Below are 18,935 nucleotides of genomic sequence, written 5' to 3'. Positions count from 1 at the left end.
CCGGAGGTCACCGCGTGAGCGCCCCCACCAACCGTCGTTCCCCCTTCCTGGGGCGGATGCCGCTGCCCGAGCGGAACTTCGTCGCGGACGCGCTGCGCGCCGAAACCGTCGGCGGTGTCCTTCTGCTCGCCGCCGCCGTAGCGGCCCTGATCTGGGCCAACACCCTCGGCGGGAGCTACGAGGCCGTCCGCGGCTTCCACCTGGGACCGGCCGCACTGGGCCTGGACCTGTCCGTCCAGCACTGGGCCGCAAACGGACTGCTCGCGGTCTTCTTCTTCGTCGCCGGCATCGAGCTCAAGCGCGAACTGGTGGCCGGTGAGCTGCGCGACCCGAAGGCCGCCGCGCTCCCCGTGATCGCCGCGCTCTGCGGGATGGCGATGCCGGCGGCCGTCTACGTCGCAGTGAACGGCATCGGCGGCGGCTCCCTCCAGGGCTGGGCAGTCCCCACCGCCACCGATATCGCCTTCGCGCTCGCCGTACTCGCCGTGATCGGCACCTCCCTGCCCGCCGCGCTGCGCGCCTTCCTGCTCACCCTCGCCGTCGTCGACGACCTCTTCGCGATCCTGATCATCGCGGTCTTCTTCACCTCGAAGATCAACTTTCTGGCGCTCGGCCTCGCCGTCGCCGGCCTGGTGATCTTCTACCTGCTGCTGCGCAAGGGTGTGCGGGGCTGGTACGTCTACCTCCCGCTCGCCCTGGTCATCTGGGGCCTGATGGAGAACAGCGGGGTGCACGCCACCATCGCCGGCGTCGCCATGGGCCTGATGCTGCGCTGCACCCGGCGCGACGGCGAGACGCAGTCGCCGGGCGAGCACATCGAACATCTGGTCCGCCCGCTCTCCGCCGGCCTCGCCGTCCCGCTGTTCGCCCTCTTCTCCGCGGGCGTGTCCATATCCGGCGGCGCCGTCCATGACGTCTTCACCCGGCCGGAGACCCTGGGGGTCGTACTCGGCCTGGTGGTGGGCAAGGCCCTCGGCATCTTCGGCGGCACCTGGCTCACCGCCCGCTTCACCAGGGCCGAACTCAACCCCGACCTCAAGTGGCCGGATGTCTTCGCCCTCGCCTCCCTGGCCGGCATCGGCTTCACCGTCTCCCTGCTCATCGGCGAACTCGCCTTCTCCGAGAACCCGGTACTGACCGACGAGATCAAGGCAGCGGTGCTCATCGGCTCGCTGCTGGCGGCCGTGTTCGCCGGCATCTTCCTCAAGCTCCGCAACACCAAGTACAAGAAGCTGTGCGAGGAGGAGGAGCGGGACGAGGACCAGGACGGCATCCCCGACATCTACGAACTCGACAAGCCGGAGTACCACCTGCGGATGGCGGCGATCCACGAAGCCAAGGCCGCCGAGCACCGGCGGCTTGCCGAAGTGGCCTCCGGCACGCATGCCGGAGACGATGGTCCGGCATGATCTGAGAGGCTTTGCATCCGGGTGAAGAGATGAGGGAGACGGCGATGAGCGCAGTGCACGACGGCACGGACCGCAGCCTCGGACAGCTGGTGGCCACGGCCACGGCCGAAATGTCCGCGCTGGTGCACGACGAGATCGCGCTGGCCAAGGCGGAGTTCCGCCAGGACGCCAAGCGGGCCGGCATCGGCAGTGCCGCGTTCATGGTCGCGGGCGCACTGGCGCTGTTCGCGCTGCCGGTGCTGAGCTTCGCGGCGGCGTACGGCATCCACAACCTCGGCCTCGGCCTCGCCTGGTCCTTCCTGATCGTCGGCGGCGCCTTCCTGGTCCTGGCCGGGCTGCTGGCCCTCCTCGCAGTGGTCAAGGTCAAGAAGATCAAGAAGCCGGAGAAGTCCATCAACTCCGCCAAGGAGACCGCGGCCGTCCTCCAGAACGCCAAACCGCACCCGCGCCTGGAGCCGGTGGAGCACCCGGTGCTGGAGTCTGTGACACGCTCATCGGTATGACAGCCCCTGACAGCACCGCTTCGGTCGTGCGGCTCGACGTCCCCGGCGGGAAAGCGGTGTCGCACCGCGACGTCGCGGCCAACGGCGCCCGCTTCCACATCGCGGAGATGGGCGACGGCCCGCTGGTGCTGCTCCTGCACGGCTTTCCGCAGTTCTGGTGGACCTGGCGGCACCAGCTTCCGGCCCTGGCCGAGGCGGGCTTCCGCGCGGTGGCCATGGATCTGCGGGGCGTCGGCGGCAGCGACCGCACCCCCCGCGGCTACGACCCGGCGAATCTCGCCCTGGACGTCACCGGCGTCATACGGTCCCTGGGTGAGCCGGACGCCGCGCTCGTCGGGCACGACCTGGGCGGCTATCTCGCCTGGACGGCGGCGGTGATGCGGCCCAAGCTGGTGCGCCGGCTGGCCGTGAGCTCGATGCCGCACCCGCGGCGCTGGCGCTCGGCGATGCTCGCCGACGTCCGGCAGAGCGCCCAGAGTTCGCACATCTGGAACTTCCAGCAGCCCTGGCTGCCCGAGCGCCGGCTGACGGCGGACGACGCGGCGCTGGTGGGCCGGATGATCCGCGACTGGTCCGGGCCCCGGCCGCCCGAGGACGAGGCGATCGCGGTCTACCGGCGGGCGATGAGCATCCCCTCGACGGCGCACTGCTCCATCGAGCCGTACCGCTGGATGGTGCGCTCGATGGCGCGCCCCGACGGTATCCAGTTCAACCGCCGGATGAAGATGCCCGTCCGGGTCCCGACCCTGCATCTGCACGGTTCACTCGACCCGGTGATGCGCACCCGCAGCGCGGCCGGCTCCGGCGAGTACGTCGAGGCGCCGTACCGCTGGCGGCTCTTCGACGGCCTGGGGCACTTCCCGCACGAGGAGGACCCGGTGGCGTTCTCCACGGAGCTGATCAACTGGCTCAAGGACCCGGAACCGGACCGCTGACGAGCCGCGACGGGAGCACGGTCCAGGGGCAACGAGGCCGCCTGGGCCGACCGTTGAGGGCGCTGGACCGCACCCCCCTTTTCCGGTCCGCCCGCGCACCGCTGAGCGGGCGGACCGGACCGCTCAGCGGGGAACGTCCGCAGGGAGATCGAACGCTCGTATGACGAACAGCCACTTGCCTCGCGCATAGGCCAATTGGCGGTCCCCGACGCGGTTACGGACCTTGGGCCACGGGCAGAGTCGAGGGTATGGGCTGGACGCACGACTACCGTGACGTGGCACGCAACCGCCGCAACAGTGCTGTTGCAGTGGGTACTCAGGACAGGGGAGCCCCGGACCTCGGGTCCGGCCAATCCCCCGATCCGGCGCACCCCATGGGCATTCCCCTCATCCTGCGCCGCAGAGCGCGCTGGATGAGCGCACGGCTACGCCATCCCCGTACCTGAACCTCCACGCCGCCGTCGTCGGGGCGCGGGAAGCCCGTCTCCCCGCGCCTGACGCGCCCCGCAGCGCGTGCCCGGCCGTGATCACCGGACACGCCCCCGGGGGCAGCGCGGACAGGCCCTAGATCGCGCAGCCCTGGCTGTCGACCTGCTGCCGGGCCGTACGCCCCTTGAGGACGTCCTGGCGGACCTCGTCGGCGGTCAGCGCATAGCCGGTGTTGGAGTCGTCGAGCGACTTCGCGAAGACGACCCCGTAGACCTTGCCCTGCGGGGTGAGCAGCGGGCCGCCGGAGTTGCCCTGCCGGACCGTGGCGTAGAGGGAGTAGACATCGCGGCGTACCGTGCCGCGGTGGTAGATGTCCGGGCCGTTGGCCTGGATGCGGCCGCGGATACGGGCGGAGCGCACGTCATAGCCGCCGTTCTCCGGGAAGCCGGCGACGATGGCGCTGTTGCCGCTGTTCGCGTCCCCGTTGGTGAACTGGAGCGCCGGCGCTTCCAGCGAGGGAACTTCCAGGACCGCGATATCGCGCTGCCAGTCGTAGATCACGACCTTGGCGTCGTACGTACGGCCCTCGCCGCCCACCTGGACGGTCGGCTCGCGCACACCGCCGACCACGTGGGCGTTGGTCATCACGCGGTGCCGGCCGAAGACGAAGCCGCTGCCTTCGAGGACCTTGCCGCAGCCGGGGGCGGTGCCGACGACCTTGACGATGCTGCGCCTGGCCTGCGCCGCCACCGGGCTGGTGGCCAGCCGGGGGTCGGGCGCCGGCACATTGTTGATCGGCTCGTTGGAGAACGGCGTGAAGACCTGCGGGAAGCCGTTCTGCGCGAGGACCGAGGAGAAGTCGGCGAACCAGGTGCCGGCCTGCTGGGGCATCACCCGGGACACGCCGAGCAGCACCTTGGAGTTACGGACCTCCTTGCCGAGCGTCGGCAGGGACGTACCGGCCAGCGCCGAGCCGATCAGCCAGGCGACCAGCAGCATCGCCAGGACGTTGACCAGCGCGCCGCCGGTCGCGTCCAGCGCTCTCGCCGGTGACCAGGTGATGTGGCGGCGCAGCTTGTTGCCCAGATGGGTGGTGAACGCCTGGCCCACGGAGGCGCACACGATCACGATGGCCACCGCCGCGATGGCCGCGAAGGTGCCGGGTGTCGCGTCTCCGGTGATCTCGTTCCAGATCACGGGCAGCAGATAGACCGCGATCAGGCCGCCCCCGAGGAAGCCGATCACGGACAGGATGCCGACGACAAAGCCTTGCCGATAGCCGATGATCGCGAACCACACGGCCGCGACCAGCAGCAAGATGTCCAGGACGTTCACGCCGGACACCGTCTCACGAGCGCCAGTCCAGCGGGACCGCCTTGTCACGGTCCCACGGAATCTCCCAGCCGGCGTAATGCAGGAGCCGGTCGATGACTCCGGCCGTAAACCCCCACACCAGGGCGTTCTCGACAAGGAAGGCGGGCCCGGTGTGGCCACTGGGATGACGCGTGGTCACGCGATGGGCCGGGGCCGTGAGATCTGCCACGGGGACCGTGAAGACCCGGGCGGTCTCCGCCTCGTCGACCGCGCCGACCGGGCTCGGCCGACGCCACCACCCCAGAACCGGTGTCACCACGAAGCCGCTGACGGGGATGTAGAGCCGCGGCAGCACGCCGAAGACCTGCACACCGGACGGATCGAGACCGGTCTCCTCCTCGGCCTCGCGCAGCGCCGCCCGCACCGGACCGGGCCCGTCCGGATCGCCGTCCTCCGGGTCGAGGGCGCCACCGGGGAACGAGGGCTGGCCGGCATGCGAGCGCAGAGTGCCCGCGCGCTCCATCAGGAGCAGCTCGGGGCCGCGGGGGCCGTGACCGAAGAGGATCAGCACCGCGGACTGCCGGCCGCCGCTCTCCGGCGGCAGAAAACGGCTGAGCTGGCGCGGCTCGATCGTCGCGGCCGCGCGGGCCACCGGGGACAGCCACTCGGGCAGTCCCTCGGCCGTGACCATGACATCCCGGCCGGAGGCCGCCCCGCGGGCGTCCGCCTCCTCGCCGTACCGCTGCTCCCGTGCACTCCTCATACGCGCCCCCTCAGGCCTGGCGTCGATCGTCGGTCAGCTCTGGACGGCGGCCGTCATGAAGCGGCCACCGGGGGCGCCATCGGGGGAGCGGGCTGCCCCGGATAGTCGGCCGGCGGCTTCAGCCGCTGCCCCGGCTGGCCGCCCAGCTCGTACTTCAGCAGCTTCTTCGCCTTCTCCGGGTCCGTCTCGCCCTCGCCGTACGCGGGGCACAGCGGGGCGATGGGGCACGCTCCGCAGGCGGGCTTGCGGGAGTGGCAGACACGGCGGCCGTGGAAGACCACCCGGTGCGAGAGCATCGTCCACTCGCTCTTGGGGAAGATCTCGGCGACATCCGCCTCGACCTTCTCGGCGTCCTCCGCGGTGGTCCAGCCGAAGCGGCGGGCGAGGCGGCCGAAGTGGGTGTCGACGGTGATGCCCGGAACGCCGAAGGCGTTGCCCAGCACCACATTGGCGGTCTTGCGGCCGACCCCGGGGAGGGTGACGAGGTCCTCCAGGCGGCCCGGCACCTCGCCACCGAAGCGGTCGCGCAGCGCGGCCGACAGACCGAGCAGCGACTTCGTCTTGGCCCGGAAGAAGCCGGTCGGCCGGATCAGCTCCTCCAGCCGCTCCGGGTCCATCGCGGCCATGTCCTCGGGCGTCGGGCAGACCGCGAAGAGGCGCGGGGTGGTCTGGTTGACCCTCAGGTCGGTGGTCTGCGCGGACAGGACCGTCGCGACCAGCAGCTCGAAGGGGTTGGTGAAGTCCAGCTCGGGATGGGCGTACGGATACAGCTCGGCCAGCTCACGGTTGATCCGGCGGGCCCGCCGGACCATGGCGGCGCGCGACTCGGGCTTGCGCGCGGGTGCCTTCTTGGCAGGGGCCTTTGCGGTGGCTGTCTTGGCCGTCGTCTTCTTCGCCGTCGTCTTCTTGGCAGTGGCGGTCTTCTTGGCGGGTGCCTGTTCGGCGGCCGCAGTGGCCTTCTTCGCGGTGGTCTTCTTCGCGGTGGTCTTCGCGGTCGCCTGCTCGGCGACGGCCTTCTGCGCGGTGGCCTTCTTCGTGACGGCCTTCTTCGCTGCGGCCTTCGTGGCCGCCGCCGGCTTCTCTGGAGTTTCGTTCACGGCGGCCTTCTTCCCTGCCGAGGTCCTGCCTACCGAGGTCTTCTTCACGGAGGTCTGCGCGGTGGTGTCCTGCGCCGCCGGTCGCGACGCGCCGGGCTTGCGGACGGCCGGCTTCCGGCCGGACGTCACCCCGGAGGGCGATTTGTTACTTTTATCGGAATTCGAGGTGCGGTCGGACCGCTGTTCGCCCACAGCGGAATTACGCCCTGCACTCACTCGTCCGGCCCCCCACTCCTCTGCTCTCACCGGCGTATTGGACACTCGGCCAGACTAAGGCCAGCCACTGACATCCGGCTTGATCACTGTGATTCCTGACCCCAATCGGCCCCCTGCCTTACGGCTCGCGGCACCGGTCCGGCAAACTTGTGATTGATCGCACTGTTTTGCATTCCGGCATGATGGGGACCACAGTCCCCCGGAGCATGTCGACAAGGAGAGATCTCGTGGACGACGTTCTGCGGCGCGCACCGCTCTTCGCGGCGCTCGATGACGAGCAGGCGGCCGAGCTGCGCGCCTCAATGGGAGAGGTCACGCTCGCCCGCGGCGACGCCCTGTTCCACGAAGGGGACCCCGGCGACCGCCTGTACGTGGTCACCGAGGGCAAGGTGAAGCTGCACCGCACTTCCCCGGACGGCCGGGAGAACATGCTCGCCGTCCTCGGCCCCGGCGAGCTGATCGGTGAGCTCTCGCTCTTCGACCCGGGCCCGCGTACGGCCACGGCTTCCGCCCTCACCGAGGTCAAGCTCCTCGGCCTGGGCCACGGCGACCTTCAGCCCTGGCTGAACGCCCGCCCGGAGGTGGCCACGGCCCTGCTGCGTGCAGTCGCCCGCCGACTGCGCAAGACCAACGACCAGATGTCCGACCTGGTCTTCTCGGACGTGCCGGGCCGTGTGGCCCGCGCCCTGCTCGACCTGTCGCGCCGCTTCGGCGTGCAGTCCGAGGAAGGCATCCACGTCGTCCACGACCTGACGCAGGAGGAGCTGGCGCAGCTGGTCGGTGCCTCGCGCGAGACGGTCAACAAGGCGCTCGCGGACTTCGCGGGCCGCGGCTGGCTGCGCCTGGAGGCGCGCGCCGTGATCCTGCTGGACGTCGAGCGGCTGGCCAAGCGCTCGCGCTGATCCGGCTCGTACACAGCCTGGCAAGGGCCCCGCTCCGGCGGGGCCCTTCGTCGTGGTCCCGCCGGCCGCTCCGCCATGGAGCCGCGCGACCACCGGACCGCCCTCCGAGCGGGACCACCGGCTCGCCCCGTAAGCAGGACCACCGGCTCCCTCGGCAATCGGGGCCACTGGCTGACCCGGTAGTCGGGACTACCGGCTGCCCCCGTAATCCGGTCGCCCCACCGCCGGCCCCCTCGCCATAGTGGCGCCATGACCAACGGCACGGGGCTGGACCGGGACGGCTGCTTCGTACGGGAAGGGGCCCTGGACCGCGTCTCCGCGCCGTTCGCGCCCGTCGTGGCGGAGCTCGGCGCCCGGATCCGCGAGCGCTTCGGCCCCGACCGCCTGCACAGCAGCTATCTCTTCGGCAGCGTCCCGCGCGGCACCGCCGTCCCCGGAGTCTCCGACCTCGACGCGCTGCTCGCCCTGCGGGACGAGCCCACCGACGCCGACCGCGCCGTCGTCCACGCCGTCGAGCAGGGCCTGGATGCCGCCTTCCCGCAGATCAACGGCGTGGGGATCCTGCTGTTCGGCGTGGACCGCCTGCGCAGCGAGCGGGAGCGGTACGACCACGGCTGGTTCGTCGCCTGTCTGTGCACCCCGCTCAGCGGCCGGGATCTCGCCGCCGAGCTGCCCCGCTACCGCCCCACGTCGCTCCTCGCCCGCGAGACCAACGGCGACCTGATCCACAGCCTGCCCGGTCTGCGCGAGAAGGCCACGGCGGCCACCACGGAAGCCGAGCGCATCCGGCTGACCCGGGGGGTGGCGCGCCGGCTCGTACGCACCGGCTTGACCCTGGTCATGCCGCGCTGGGGCGGCTGGACGAGTGATCTCGCCGAGTCCGCCGAGGTGTTCGGGCGCTACTACCCGGCGTACGCCGAGCAGATGTGCGCCGCGGCGCACGCCGCCCGGACGCCCGCCGCGTACCCGGAGCTGCTGGACGAGCTGCTCACCGGCCTTGCCCCCTGGCTGGCCGCCGAGTATCTGGCCGTCCACGGGGCGAAGGCACCCCGGCCGTAGGCGAGCTGACGGCGCCTCTCGGCCGACGGAGGACAGGTCTTGGCCGTCAGCCCGGCCTGCGGTCGCCGCCGTCAGCCCCGGCCGCCGACCCGCCGATCTTCGCCATCGGCCGCGCGCACAGCCCCGACACCAGCCCCTGCCCGTCAGCCCCCGCCCGTCAGCCCTCGATCAGCCCGTGCTCGCCCAGGTAGTCCAGCTGTGCCCGCACCGACAGCTCGGCGGCCGGCCACAGGGAACGGTCGACATCGGCGTACACGCTGGCGACGACCTCGGCGGGCGAGCGGTGGCCGGCCTCGACCGCGGTCTCCACCTGGGCGAGCCGGTGCGCCCGGTGCGCCAGATAGAACTCCACCGCCCCCTGGGCATCGTTCAGCACCGGCCCGTGGCCCGGCAGGACCGTCGCCACCCCGTCGTCGACGGTGAGGGACCGCAGCCGGCGCAGCGAGTCCAGGTAGTCGCCCAGCCGTCCGTCGGGGTGGGCGACGACGGTGGTGCCGCGCCCCAGGATCGTGTCGCCCGTGAGCACCGCGCGGTCGGCCGGGAGGTGGAAGGAGAGCGAGTCCCCGGTGTGGCCCGGTGTGGGCACCACACGCAGTTCCAGGCCTCCGGTGGTGATGACCTCACCCGCGTCGAGCCCCTCGTCGCCCAGGCGCAGCGCCGGGTCCAGCGCGCGCACGGCCGAACCGGTCAGCTCGGCGAAGCGGGCGGCGCCGTCGGAGTGGTCCGGGTGACCGTGGGTCAGCAGGGTCAGCGCGATGCGCTTGCCGGCCCGCTCGGCGGTGTCGATGACGGCTCGCAGGTGGCTCTCGTCGAGCGGCCCGGGGTCGATGACGACGGCGAGATCGGAGTCCGGCTCGGCGACGATCCAGGTGTTGGTGCCGTCCAGCGTCATCGGCGACGGGTTCGGGGCCAGGACACACCGGGCGCGCGCGGTGGCGGGCCCCGAGATCACTCCGCCACGGGGCTGACCGGGGAGGGCGGATGCTTCGGTCATGCGGGGGTCCCTCCCGAGGGGCCGGGGCGGTCCGAGGAGCCGTCGGCGTCCCCGGGAGCACCGGTGGCGGCGTCGGTCTGCGCGATGTGCTTGGTGAACTCGTCGTGCCCCGGCCAGCTCAGCTCGATCTCGTCGCCCACGAGGCGGGCCCGGGCCAGCACCGGCGTCAGGTTCTGGGCCTCTGCCGCCGCCAGCGTGTCCTCGACCGTGGCGTACGGCTGGAGCGAGCGGAGCGTGGCGATGGTCGGCGGCATCATCAGCAGCTCACCGCGGTCGTAGCCGGCGGCCGCCTCCTCCGGCCGGATCCACGCCGTACGGTCCGCCTCCGTGGAAGCGTTCCGGGTGCGCTGGCCCTCGGGGAGCGCCGCCACGAAGAACCAGGTGTCGTAGCGCCGCGGCTCGAACTCCGGGGTGATCCAGCGGGCCCAGGCACCGAGCAGATCGGAGCGCAGGACGAGCCCGCGACGGCCCAGGAAGTCGGCGAAGGGCAGTTCATGGGCGACGAGGGCGGCGCGGTCGGCCTCCCAGTCCTCGCCGGTGGTGTCCGTGACGACCGTGTCGGCCGAGGCGCCCGCGAGCAGCACGCCCGCCTCCTCGAACGTCTCGCGGACCGCCGCGCAGATGATGGTCTGGGCGGTGGCCGGGTCGACGCCCATACGGACCGCCCACTGGGCACGTGACGGGCCGGCCCAGGCCACCGGGCGCTCGTCGCGCGGATCGACGGAGCCGCCCGGATAGGCGTACGCGCCCCCGGCAAAGGCCATGGAGGTGCGTCTGCGCAGCATGTGGACGGCGGGGCCGCCGGAAGCGGAGTCCCGCAGCAGCAGGACGGTGGCGGCCCGCCGGGGCTCGGGAGGGGTCAGCTCGCCGTTCGCGAGCGCCCGGATGCGGTCCGGCCATTCGGGCGGGTACCACTGGCCATTGGTCGTGGACGACATGGCCGGATGCTATGCGCTCACGCGCGGATGTTCGAGGGTGTCTTGCGCGCCGGAGGGCCCCTGCTGACGAGGGGCCCCCGGGCGCACGGCACACGCCCCGGGCTTCAGCGGCCCTGACCGGGTGCCTATTCGGCGATCTCGACCTGGATCTCGACCTCGACCGGTGCGTCGAGCGGCAGCACCGCCACGCCCACCGCGGACCGGGCGTGCACGCCCTTGTCGCCGAGGATCTCGCCCAGCAGCTCGCTGGCGCCGTTGAGGACGCCCGGCTGGCCGGTGAAGTCCGGTGCGGAGGCCACGAAGCCGACGACCTTCACGACGCGCTGGATCTTGTCCAGGTCGCCGATGAGGGACTTCACGGCCGCCAGCGCATTGAGCGCACAGGTCGCGGCGAGCTCCTTGGCCTGCTCGGCGCTGACCTCGGCGCCCACCTTGCCGGTGGCCGGCAGCGCGCCGTCCACCATCGGCAGCTGGCCGGAGGTGAAGACGTACGAGCCGGAGCGCACCGCGGGCTGGTACGTGGCCAGCGGCGGCACGACCTGCGGCAGCTTGAGGCCGAGCGCCGCGATCTTGTCCTCCGCCGCGCTCACGCCTTCTCCCGCTTCAGGTAGGCCACCAGCTGATCGGGGTTGTTCGGGCCCGGAACGACCTGGACCAGCTCCCAGCCGTCCTCGCCCCAGGTGTCCAGAATCTGCTTCGTCGCGTGCACGAGCAGCGGCACGGTCGCGTATTCCCACTTGGTCATGGGCCGAGCGTAATGCCTGTCCACGACAGCGGTGGACGCCGTCCGCCACAGGCCGCCCGCACCCGTCCCGCACGGCGTTCGGGAGCGCGGCAACCGGGCCCCTACGGGACATCCCTGAGCCTTCCCGGAGGGACCGCGGGCAGATTCTCCGGGGCTTCCCAGGCGTATCCCGTGCGTAGCCGGGACGCGGACTGGTTAGGCTCCTTGGCGTGAGCAGGCTCCATGTCGTCAGCGGCAAGGGTGGCACCGGCAAGACCACGGTCGCCGCTGCCCTCGCCCTCGCCCTGGCCACCGAGGGTCGCCGTACCCTCCTGGTCGAGGTCGAGGGTCGACAGGGCATTGCCCAGTTGTTCGAAACAGAAGCGCTTCCCTACGAGGAACGCAAGATCGCGGTGGGCCCGGCGTCGGAAGGCGCGTCGCCCTGGGCATCCCCGCGGACGGAGGCCGCGGGAGAGGCCTCTCGGGGCGGTGGCGGGAGACGGGCCGGCGGTGAGGTCCACGCCCTGGCCATCGACGCCGAACGCGCCCTTCTGGACTACCTCCAGATGTTCTACAAGCTCGGCAGCGCCGGCCGGGCGCTGAAGAAGCTCGGCGCGATCGACTTCGCCACGACCATCGCGCCGGGCCTGCGGGACGTCCTGCTGACCGGCAAGGCGTGCGAAGCGGTGCGCCGCAAGGACAAGAGCGGAAAGTTCGTCTACGACGCGGTCGTGATGGACGCCCCGCCGACCGGCCGCATCACCCGCTTTCTGAACGTCAACGACGAGGTCGCCGGCCTCGCGAAGATCGGCCCGATCCACAATCAGGCGCAGGCCGTGATGCGGGTCCTCAAGTCGCCCGAGACCGCGGTGCATCTGGTGACGCTCCTGGAGGAGATGCCGGTCCAGGAGACCGCGGACGGCGTCGCCGAGCTGCGCGCCGCCGGCATCCCCGTGGGCGGCATCGTCATCAACATGACCCGCCCGGCGCTGCTGGACAACGGCGACCTCGACAGCGCCGCCCGTGGAGCGCGTACGGGCGTCGCCAAGGCGCTCTCTCAGGCCGGTCTGGGCGGCGCCCGCCGCGGCGGCCTGGCGGACCGGCTGATCGACCCCCTGCTGGAGCAGGCGCGCGAACACGCCGAGCGGGTCGAGCTGGAGCGCGCCGAGTACGCCGAACTCACCGCCATCGGCCTGCCCACCCACGAGTTGGAGCTGCTCCCCGAGGGAGTGGACCTCGCCGGGCTCTACCACCTGGCGAGAGACCTGCGGAAACAGGGGCCCATATGACCTCGGACAACACGACGCTGGACGCCTCGGCCCCGCGGCTCGAGGTCGATACGCTGATCGACGACCCGCACACCCGCATCGTGGTGTGCTGCGGCTCGGGCGGCGTCGGCAAGACCACGACGGCCGCGGCCCTGGGCGTGCGCGCCGCCGAGCGCGGCCGCAAGGTCGTCGTGCTCACCATCGACCCGGCCAGGCGGCTGGCCCAGTCGATGGGCATCTCCGAGCTCGACAACGTCCCACGCCAGGTCAAGGGCGTCGACGAGAGCGCGGGCGGCGAACTGCACGCGATGATGCTGGACATGAAGCGCACCTTCGACGAGATCGTCGAGGGTCATGCGGATGCCGACCGGGCCCACGCCATCCTGGAGAACCCCTTCTATCAGTCCCTGTCGGCCGGTTTCGCGGGCACGCAGGAGTACATGGCCATGGAGAAGCTCGGCCAGCTCCGCGCGAACGACGAGTGGGACCTGATCATCGTCGACACCCCGCCGAGCCGCTCGGCGCTGGACTTCCTGGACGCGCCCAAGCGCCTGGGCTCCTTCCTGGACGGCAAGTTCATCCGGGTGCTGATGGCGCCGGCGAAGGTGGGCGGCCGGGCCGGCATGAAGTTCCTCAATGTCGGCATGTCGATGATGACCGGCACCCTCAGCAAGCTCATGGGCGGTCAACTGCTGCGCGATGTACAGACCTTCGTGGCTGCCATGGACACCATGTTCGGCGGCTTCCGCACCCGCGCGGACGCCACCTACCGCCTCCTACAGGCACCCGGGACGGCGTTCCTCGTGGTGGCCGCTCCGGAGCGGGACGCGCTGCGCGAGGCGGCGTACTTCGTCGAGCGGCTGGCCGCCGAGCAGATGCCGCTGGCCGGCCTCGTGCTGAACCGGGTGCACGGCAGCGGCGCCGCCCAGCTGAGCGCCGAGCGCGCCCTGGCCGCCGCGGAAGCCCTGACGGACCGCATGGCGGAGGACACCCATGCGGACACCCACCCGGACACCGGGGCGGACCCCGGCACGGGCACCGGGGCGGACCCGGACGCAGCCCCCGCCGCCGACTCCGCCCCGCCCCCCGGCCGCGCCGAAAATAATCTTGAAGCCACCGGCATTGTGGATCTCGACGACGGGAAGGCTGGCTCACGTACCGCCGACAGCCCCTCCCCCGCTGCCGCGGCGGAGCATGTGACACCCACTTCAGCCTCAGCGGCGCAACTGGCCGCCGGTCTCCTACGGCTGCACGCGGAACGTATGCAGGTCCTCGCGCGCGAGCGTCGCACACGGGACCGCTTCACCGCGCTGCATCCCGAGGTTCCGGTGACGGAGGTCGCCGCGCTGCCCGGCGACGTCCATGACCTCGCGGGACTGCGCGCCATCGGCGACCGTCTGGCGCTGAACCCCACAGCCACCGACGACTGAGCCGTACCCACGGCCGGCTCAGCCACCCACCACGAAGCGCTCCTCACCACCCGCGAAGCACTCCTCACGCGACATTTCACGTGCCACGCGAATCTCACCGTGCCACGCGAATCTCACGTGTCACACACATTCCCGTGTCACACGTCTCACGAGGCGCGCCGGACAGCGCCCCCCGCCTCTCACCGAGCCTCAACTCCCGGGCGCGTTACAGATACTGGCGCCCATGTCACGACTCGACAGAACGCGCCACCGGCCGAACCTTCTCGGCCAAATCTCCCGGCCGGCCCCGGCTACCCGGACTACCCGACCGCGGCCAACGCATCGAAGGCCTCGTCCTCGCAGTCCAACGGCAGGATGCCCGTGCTGCGCTCGTATTCCGTACGCGCTGTCTCCAACAGCCGACGCCATGACGTCACGGTCGGGCGGCGGCGCAGCAGCGCCCTCCGCTCGCGCTCGGTCATTCCGCCCCACACGCCGAACTCCACCCGGTTGTCCAGGGCATCGGCCAGGCACTCCGTACGCACCGGACATCCGGTGCACACTGCCTTGGCGCGGTTCTGCGCCGCCCCTTGTACGAACAGTTCATCCGGATCGGTAGTGCGGCAGGCTGCCTGTGCACTCCAGTCGGTTACCCAGCTCATGCTGGCGCCGTCCTCTCCCGAATCGAGGCTCCCCCACGGCGGCAATCGGCATATTCACCGTTGCCAGTTGAGGACGTTACGGAAGGCAGGCAGGGCGCAACACCCCCTTCGGGCCCAATCTTGAATGGCCCGAACGGACTATGCGTACGCGGCAGATCACCCAACGGAGTGACCGAACGGCATACGTCACTTTGCACACAAGGCAGGACAGTTCACCGCCCTGACACGGGATTTCTCTCGACACACAGAGGCGCGTGGGGGGCGCGACCCGCGAAAGTAGGGGTTGACGAACTGATGCGTAACCGTTCAGCTGTGGTAGCTGAGAACAGGCTAGGCGAACAGGTGCGCCCCTGTCCGGCGATTGAGAACGTAGGCTGCCCTCATGCCTAAGAAGCGCGATGGCGGGGGTCTGTCCAAGACGCAGCAGGCCGCCAAGTTCCTCGGTGTCAGCGTCCTGGCCGGAGCGGTGCTCGCCGGCCTCGCGCTCCCGGCGGCCGGGGCGCTCGGCCTCACCGCCAAGGGATCGGTCGAGGGCTTCGACGACATCCCGGCGAACCTCAAGACGCCGCCGCTCAGCCAGCGGACCAGGATCCTGGACTCCAAGGGCGGCGAGATCGCCAAGGTCTACTCCCGTGACCGCACGGTCATCGGCCTCAAGGACATGTCGCCGTATATCCAGAAGGCGATCGTCGCGATCGAGGACGCGCGCTTCTACCAGCACGGTGCCATCGACCTGAAGGGCATCCTGCGGGCGCTCAACAAGAACGCCCAGTCGGGCGCCGTCTCCCAGGGGGCCTCGACGCTGACCCAGCAGTATGTGAAGAACGTCTTCATCGAGGAGGCGGGCGACAACCCGGACAAGGTCGCGCAGGCCACCCAGCAGACCCTCGGCCGCAAGGTCAAGGAGCTCAAGTACGCGATCCAGGTGGAAAAGGAGCTCGGCAAGCGCAAGATCTTGCAGAACTACCTCAACATCACGTTCTTCGGGCAGCAGGCCTACGGCATCGAGGCGGCCGCCCAGCGCTACTTCAGCAAGCACGCCAAGGACCTGAGCCTCGGGGAGTCGGCGCTGCTGGCCGGCATCGTCCAGTCGCCCAGCCGCTACGACCCGGTCAATGACCCGCAGGAGGCCACCCGGCGGCGCAACACCGTCCTCCAGCGGATGGCCGACATGAAGGACGTCACCCAGGCGGAGGCCGACGCGGCCGCCAAGAAGCCGATCAAGCTGGCGGTCAGCCGCCCCAAGAACGGCTGCATCACCGCCACCGACGGCGCCGGCTTCTTCTGTGACTACATCCGCACGGTCTTCCTCAGCGACAAGGCCTTCGGCAAGAGCCGCAAGGCCCGCCTCAAGCTCTGGAACCAGGGCGGCATGACCATCCGCACCACCCTCGACCCGCAGGCCCAGAAGTCGGTACAGGCGTCGATAAAGGAGCACGTCTACGACGACGACCCGGTCGCCACCGCCGCCACCATCGTCGAACCGGGGACCGGCAAGATCCTCGGCATGGGCCAGTCACGCCCGTACGGCTTCCGCGAGAACGAGACCGTGATCAACCTCTCGGTGAACCACGACATGGGCGGGGGCGCCGGCTATCTGCCCGGGTCGACCTTCAAGCCGGTGGTCGCGGCGGCCGCGCTGGAACAGGGGACGAATCCGGAGCAGGAGTACCCGTCGCCGTACCGGATGCCGTATCCCACCCCGGTCCAGACCTGCGAGGGCGAGTGGCAGGGCAACGGCTCCGAGAACGTCGAGAACGAGAACAAGGAAGAGGTCGGCCCGTACGGCATGAAGGAGGCGACCGCGAAGTCGGTCAACACCTACTTCGTACAGCTGATCAGCGATATGGGTGTCTGCCCCGCGGTCAAGATGGCGCAGAAGATGGGCATCGAGCGGGCGGACGGCAAGCCGCTCCAGCAGGTGCCGTCGATGACGCTCGGCACGCAGGAGATGTCGCCGCTCACGATGGCGGCCGGCTACGCCACCTTCGCCAGTGGCGGCCAGTACTGCTCACCGGTGGCGCTCGAGTCGATCACCGACGCGCGGGGCCGGGCGATGAAGGTCCCGCAGTCCAGTTGCCGTACCGCCATGTCCAAGAAGACCGCGGACACCATCAACACGCTGCTCAAGGGTGTGGTCGAGGACGGCACCGGCAAGGAAGCCGGGCTCAAGGGCCGCGACAGCGCCGGCAAGACCGGTACCACCGACAGCCGCTACGCCGCCTGGTTCGTCGGCTACACCCCCAACGCGGCCGGTGCGGTCTGGGTCGGGGACCCGCAGCACAAGCGCAAGATGTTCAACATCACCATCGGCGGCGTCCCCCACGAAAAGGTCTACGGCGCCGACACCCCCGGCCCCATCTGGCGCGACGCGATGTCCGGCGCACTGGAAGGACGCCCCGCGCCCGCCCTGCCGACCGTCCCGATCGACGACCCCGCCAAGGACAAGAACCAGGGCGACGAGGGCGACAAGGGCCGCGGCAAGCCCAAGCCCGGCCGGGGCGGCCACGGCGGTCACAACAAGCCGGGCGGCGGCTGGCACATCCCCGGCTTCCCCGACATCCTGGGCGGCGGCAACGGCGGCTGGTGAACGGCCGGTTGGGCCGGTCGGCGGGCGGAACGGCCGGTTGGGTCGTACGGCCGGTTGAGCGGCTGGTCGGCCCGGGCGGCGGAGATGTCGGTCCATAACGAAAGGCGAGGGGCGCCCCACACCATGGGGGCGCCCCTCGCCTTTCCCTCAAATACCCGCCCGGCGGCTCAGCCGGCCAGCAGCTTCTTCACCACTGCGGCCACCCGGCCGCCCTCGGCCCGGCCCGCCACCTGCGGGTTGACGATCTTCATGACGGCGCCCATCGCCCGCGGCCCCTCGGCGCCGGCGTCCTTGGCCTCCGCCACGGCCGCCGCGACCAGCTGCTCCAGCTCCTCGTCGGACAGCTGCTTGGGCAGGTAGTCCGCGAGGATCTCGCCCTCGGCGCGCTCGCGCTCGGCCGACTCCCCGCGGCCGCCCTTCTCGAAGGCGTCCGCGGCCTCCCGGCGCTTCTTCGCCTCCCGCGCGATGATCTTCTCGACCTCGCCGTCGGACAGCTCGCGCGCCTCGGTGCCCGCGACCTCCTCCTTCTGGATCGCGGTCAGCGTGAGACGGAGGGTGGAGGAACGCAGCTCGTCGCGCGCCTTGATCGCGATGGTGAGGTCGTCGTGCAGCTTGGACTTGAGCGTGGTCATGCCGTCGAGTATGCCCCCACCCACCGGCAACCGCCGCGCCTTTTCCCCCGCCCCGCCACGCCCGCCGCCCCGGCGAGGCGTCTCCCTCCCACTGCACCCACCCCCCGCACTCTGCGACGATGGGGACCATGCGCGCGCGATACGGAGTACCCCTGACCCTGACCGCAGTCGGTGCGGCCGGCCTGGCCTACGCCGCCGGCTTCGAAGTCCGCTCCTTCCGCCTCCGGCGCGTCACCGTGCCCGTACTGCCCCGCGGCATGCGGCCGTTGCGCGTCCTACAGGTCTCCGACATCCACATGGTCAGCGGACAGCGCAAGAAGCAGCGCTGGTTGCAGTCGCTCGCCGGGCTGCGCCCCGACTTCGTCATCAACACCGGCGACAACCTCTCCGACCCCGAGGGCGTCCCCGAGACGCTGGACGCGCTCGGCCCGCTGATGGAGTTCCCCGGCGCCTACGTCTTCGGCTCCAACGACTACTACGGCCCCAAGCTGCGCAATCCCGCCCGCTACCTCCTCGAGCGGGCCCAGGGCCGGCACGGCCTCAACGGCAACGCGCCCGCCGTGGGCGTCGTCCACAACCCGTGGGAGGAGCTGCGCGACGCCTTCGACGCGGCCGGCTGGGTCGGCCTGTCCAATTCGCGCGGCCGCCTCAAGCTGGAGGGCATCGAGATCGCCCTGACCGGCCTGGACGACCCGCACATCAAGCGTGACCGCTACGCCGAGGTCGCCGGCGGCCCGGAATCCGGCGCCGACCTCTCCCTGGCCGTCGTCCACGCCCCCTACCTGCGCTCCCTGGACGCGTTCACCGCCGACGGCTACCCCCTGATCCTGGCCGGCCACACCCACGGCGGCCAGCTCTGCATCCCCTTCTACGGGGCCCTCGTCACCAACTGCGACATCGACACCGACCGCGTGAAGGGCCTGTCCACCCACACCGCCGCCGACCACACCTCCTACCTCCACGTCTCCGCCGGCTGCGGCACCAACCGCTACACCCCGGTCCGCTTCGCCTGCCCCCCGGAAGCGACGCTGCTGACGCTGACGGCACGGGACTGAGCGGGGCGGAGCCAGGCGGAGACGGGGAGCCGGCGT

General features: G+C 71.0%; 19 protein-coding genes. 10 read left to right on the top strand and 9 right to left on the bottom strand.

The window, feature by feature from the left end:
- The first annotated feature begins 56 nt into the window (after positions 1–56).
- The 4 genes from nhaA to IF67_RS45240 all read left to right on the top strand — a co-directional run bounded on the left by nhaA (position 57) and on the right by IF67_RS45240 (position 3,293).
- On the top strand, positions 57–1,409 hold the full coding sequence (gene nhaA / locus IF67_RS0126710; RefSeq protein WP_420708718.1) for a Na+/H+ antiporter NhaA: 1,353 nt from the start codon (positions 57–59) through the stop codon (positions 1,407–1,409).
- Between the two features lie 44 nt (positions 1,410–1,453).
- Positions 1,454–1,912 (top strand): phage holin family protein, encoded by a 459-nt coding sequence (locus IF67_RS0126705; protein ID WP_030989811.1) that lies wholly within the window; start codon positions 1,454–1,456, stop codon positions 1,910–1,912.
- Positions 1,909–2,847 (top strand): alpha/beta fold hydrolase, encoded by a 939-nt coding sequence (locus IF67_RS0126700; RefSeq protein ID WP_030989810.1) that lies wholly within the window; start codon positions 1,909–1,911, stop codon positions 2,845–2,847. The genes IF67_RS0126705 and IF67_RS0126700 overlap by 4 nt, the downstream gene beginning before the upstream one ends.
- Positions 2,848–3,095: 248 nt before the next feature.
- Positions 3,096–3,293, top strand: coding sequence for a hypothetical protein (locus tag IF67_RS45240; RefSeq protein ID WP_078889645.1), 198 nt, complete (start codon positions 3,096–3,098; stop codon positions 3,291–3,293).
- A gap of 118 nt (positions 3,294–3,411) precedes the next feature.
- On the opposite strand, the gene IF67_RS0126695 is transcribed toward IF67_RS45240, so the two are convergent.
- The 3 genes from IF67_RS0126695 to nth are packed head-to-tail and all read right to left on the bottom strand — an operon-like array spanning position 3,412 to position 6,579.
- The gene (locus tag IF67_RS0126695) at positions 3,412–4,611 is read right to left on the bottom strand and encodes a MarP family serine protease (RefSeq protein ID WP_030989808.1); all 1,200 of its coding nucleotides are present in this window, start codon (positions 4,609–4,611) and stop codon (positions 3,412–3,414) included.
- Positions 4,612–4,624: 13 nt separating this feature from the next.
- A complete protein-coding gene (locus tag IF67_RS0126690) occupies positions 4,625–5,353 on the bottom strand; it encodes an NUDIX hydrolase (protein ID WP_030989805.1) in 729 nt (242 codons plus the stop codon).
- A gap of 53 nt (positions 5,354–5,406) precedes the next feature.
- Complete coding sequence (gene nth, locus IF67_RS0126685; protein ID WP_078889644.1) at positions 5,407–6,579, bottom strand: endonuclease III; 1,173 nt, start codon at positions 6,577–6,579, stop codon at positions 5,407–5,409.
- 314 nt (positions 6,580–6,893) lie between these two features.
- On the opposite strand from nth, the gene IF67_RS0126680 reads away from it, so the two are divergent.
- Together IF67_RS0126680 and IF67_RS0126675 are read left to right on the top strand one after the other, a co-directional pair.
- Complete coding sequence (locus IF67_RS0126680; RefSeq protein ID WP_006604164.1) at positions 6,894–7,568, top strand: Crp/Fnr family transcriptional regulator; 675 nt, start codon at positions 6,894–6,896, stop codon at positions 7,566–7,568.
- 249 nt (positions 7,569–7,817) lie between these two features.
- Positions 7,818–8,627: a nucleotidyltransferase gene (locus IF67_RS0126675; RefSeq protein ID WP_030989801.1), complete on the top strand. Its 810-nt coding sequence runs from the start codon at positions 7,818–7,820 to the stop codon at positions 8,625–8,627.
- A 157-nt stretch (positions 8,628–8,784) separates the two neighbouring features.
- Here the strand turns inward: IF67_RS0126675 and IF67_RS0126670 are convergent, their stop codons facing one another.
- The 4 genes from IF67_RS0126670 to IF67_RS43225 form a co-directional block, all read right to left on the bottom strand.
- Positions 8,785–9,621 carry an MBL fold metallo-hydrolase gene (locus tag IF67_RS0126670; RefSeq protein WP_030989800.1) on the bottom strand — a complete coding sequence of 279 codons (837 nt, stop codon included), beginning with the start codon at positions 9,619–9,621 and terminating at the stop codon, positions 8,785–8,787.
- The gene (locus tag IF67_RS0126665) at positions 9,618–10,559 is read right to left on the bottom strand and encodes an NUDIX hydrolase (protein ID WP_030989798.1); all 942 of its coding nucleotides are present in this window, start codon (positions 10,557–10,559) and stop codon (positions 9,618–9,620) included. The genes IF67_RS0126670 and IF67_RS0126665 overlap by 4 nt, the downstream gene beginning before the upstream one ends.
- A 125-nt stretch (positions 10,560–10,684) precedes the next feature.
- On the bottom strand, positions 10,685–11,149 hold the full coding sequence (locus IF67_RS0126660) for a RidA family protein (RefSeq protein ID WP_030989797.1): 465 nt from the start codon (positions 11,147–11,149) through the stop codon (positions 10,685–10,687).
- Positions 11,146–11,304, bottom strand: coding sequence for a DUF4177 domain-containing protein (locus IF67_RS43225; protein WP_107050307.1), 159 nt, complete (start codon positions 11,302–11,304; stop codon positions 11,146–11,148). The genes IF67_RS0126660 and IF67_RS43225 overlap by 4 nt, the downstream gene beginning before the upstream one ends.
- Before the next feature lie 209 nt (positions 11,305–11,513).
- On the opposite strand from IF67_RS43225, the gene IF67_RS0126650 reads away from it, so the two are divergent.
- Both IF67_RS0126650 and IF67_RS0126645 read left to right on the top strand, forming a co-directional pair.
- Positions 11,514–12,572, top strand: coding sequence for an ArsA-related P-loop ATPase (locus IF67_RS0126650; RefSeq protein ID WP_030989795.1), 1,059 nt, complete (start codon positions 11,514–11,516; stop codon positions 12,570–12,572).
- Positions 12,569–13,981, top strand: a complete 1,413-nt coding sequence (locus IF67_RS0126645) for an ArsA family ATPase (protein WP_030989792.1) — start codon at positions 12,569–12,571, stop codon at positions 13,979–13,981. Before IF67_RS0126650 ends, IF67_RS0126645 begins: the two co-directional genes overlap by 4 nt.
- Before the next feature lie 299 nt (positions 13,982–14,280).
- Here IF67_RS0126645 and IF67_RS0126640 read toward each other — a convergent pair whose 3' ends face one another.
- Entirely contained in the window at positions 14,281–14,622 is a 342-nt protein-coding gene (locus tag IF67_RS0126640; protein ID WP_030989791.1) for a WhiB family transcriptional regulator, read from the bottom strand.
- Between the two features lie 382 nt (positions 14,623–15,004).
- Between IF67_RS0126640 and IF67_RS0126635 the strand changes: the two genes are divergently transcribed.
- Complete coding sequence (locus tag IF67_RS0126635) at positions 15,005–17,212, top strand: transglycosylase domain-containing protein (RefSeq protein ID WP_030989789.1); 2,208 nt, start codon at positions 15,005–15,007, stop codon at positions 17,210–17,212.
- Between the two features lie 167 nt (positions 17,213–17,379).
- Here the strand turns inward: IF67_RS0126635 and IF67_RS0126630 are convergent, their stop codons facing one another.
- Positions 17,380–17,844, bottom strand: coding sequence for a GatB/YqeY domain-containing protein (locus tag IF67_RS0126630; RefSeq protein WP_030989786.1), 465 nt, complete (start codon positions 17,842–17,844; stop codon positions 17,380–17,382).
- A gap of 128 nt (positions 17,845–17,972) precedes the next feature.
- On the opposite strand from IF67_RS0126630, the gene IF67_RS0126625 reads away from it, so the two are divergent.
- Positions 17,973–18,899 (top strand): metallophosphoesterase, encoded by a 927-nt coding sequence (locus IF67_RS0126625; RefSeq protein ID WP_030989784.1) that lies wholly within the window; start codon positions 17,973–17,975, stop codon positions 18,897–18,899.
- Positions 18,900–18,935 lie beyond the last annotated feature (36 nt).

It is taken from the genome of Streptomyces sp. NRRL S-1813 (assembly GCF_000719605.1).
In the GTDB taxonomy this organism is placed as follows: Bacteria; Actinomycetota; Actinomycetes; order Streptomycetales; family Streptomycetaceae; genus Streptomyces; species Streptomyces decoyicus.
Note: the sequence above shows the minus strand (reverse complement) of the source record. Positions and strands in the feature narration are given on the sequence as shown.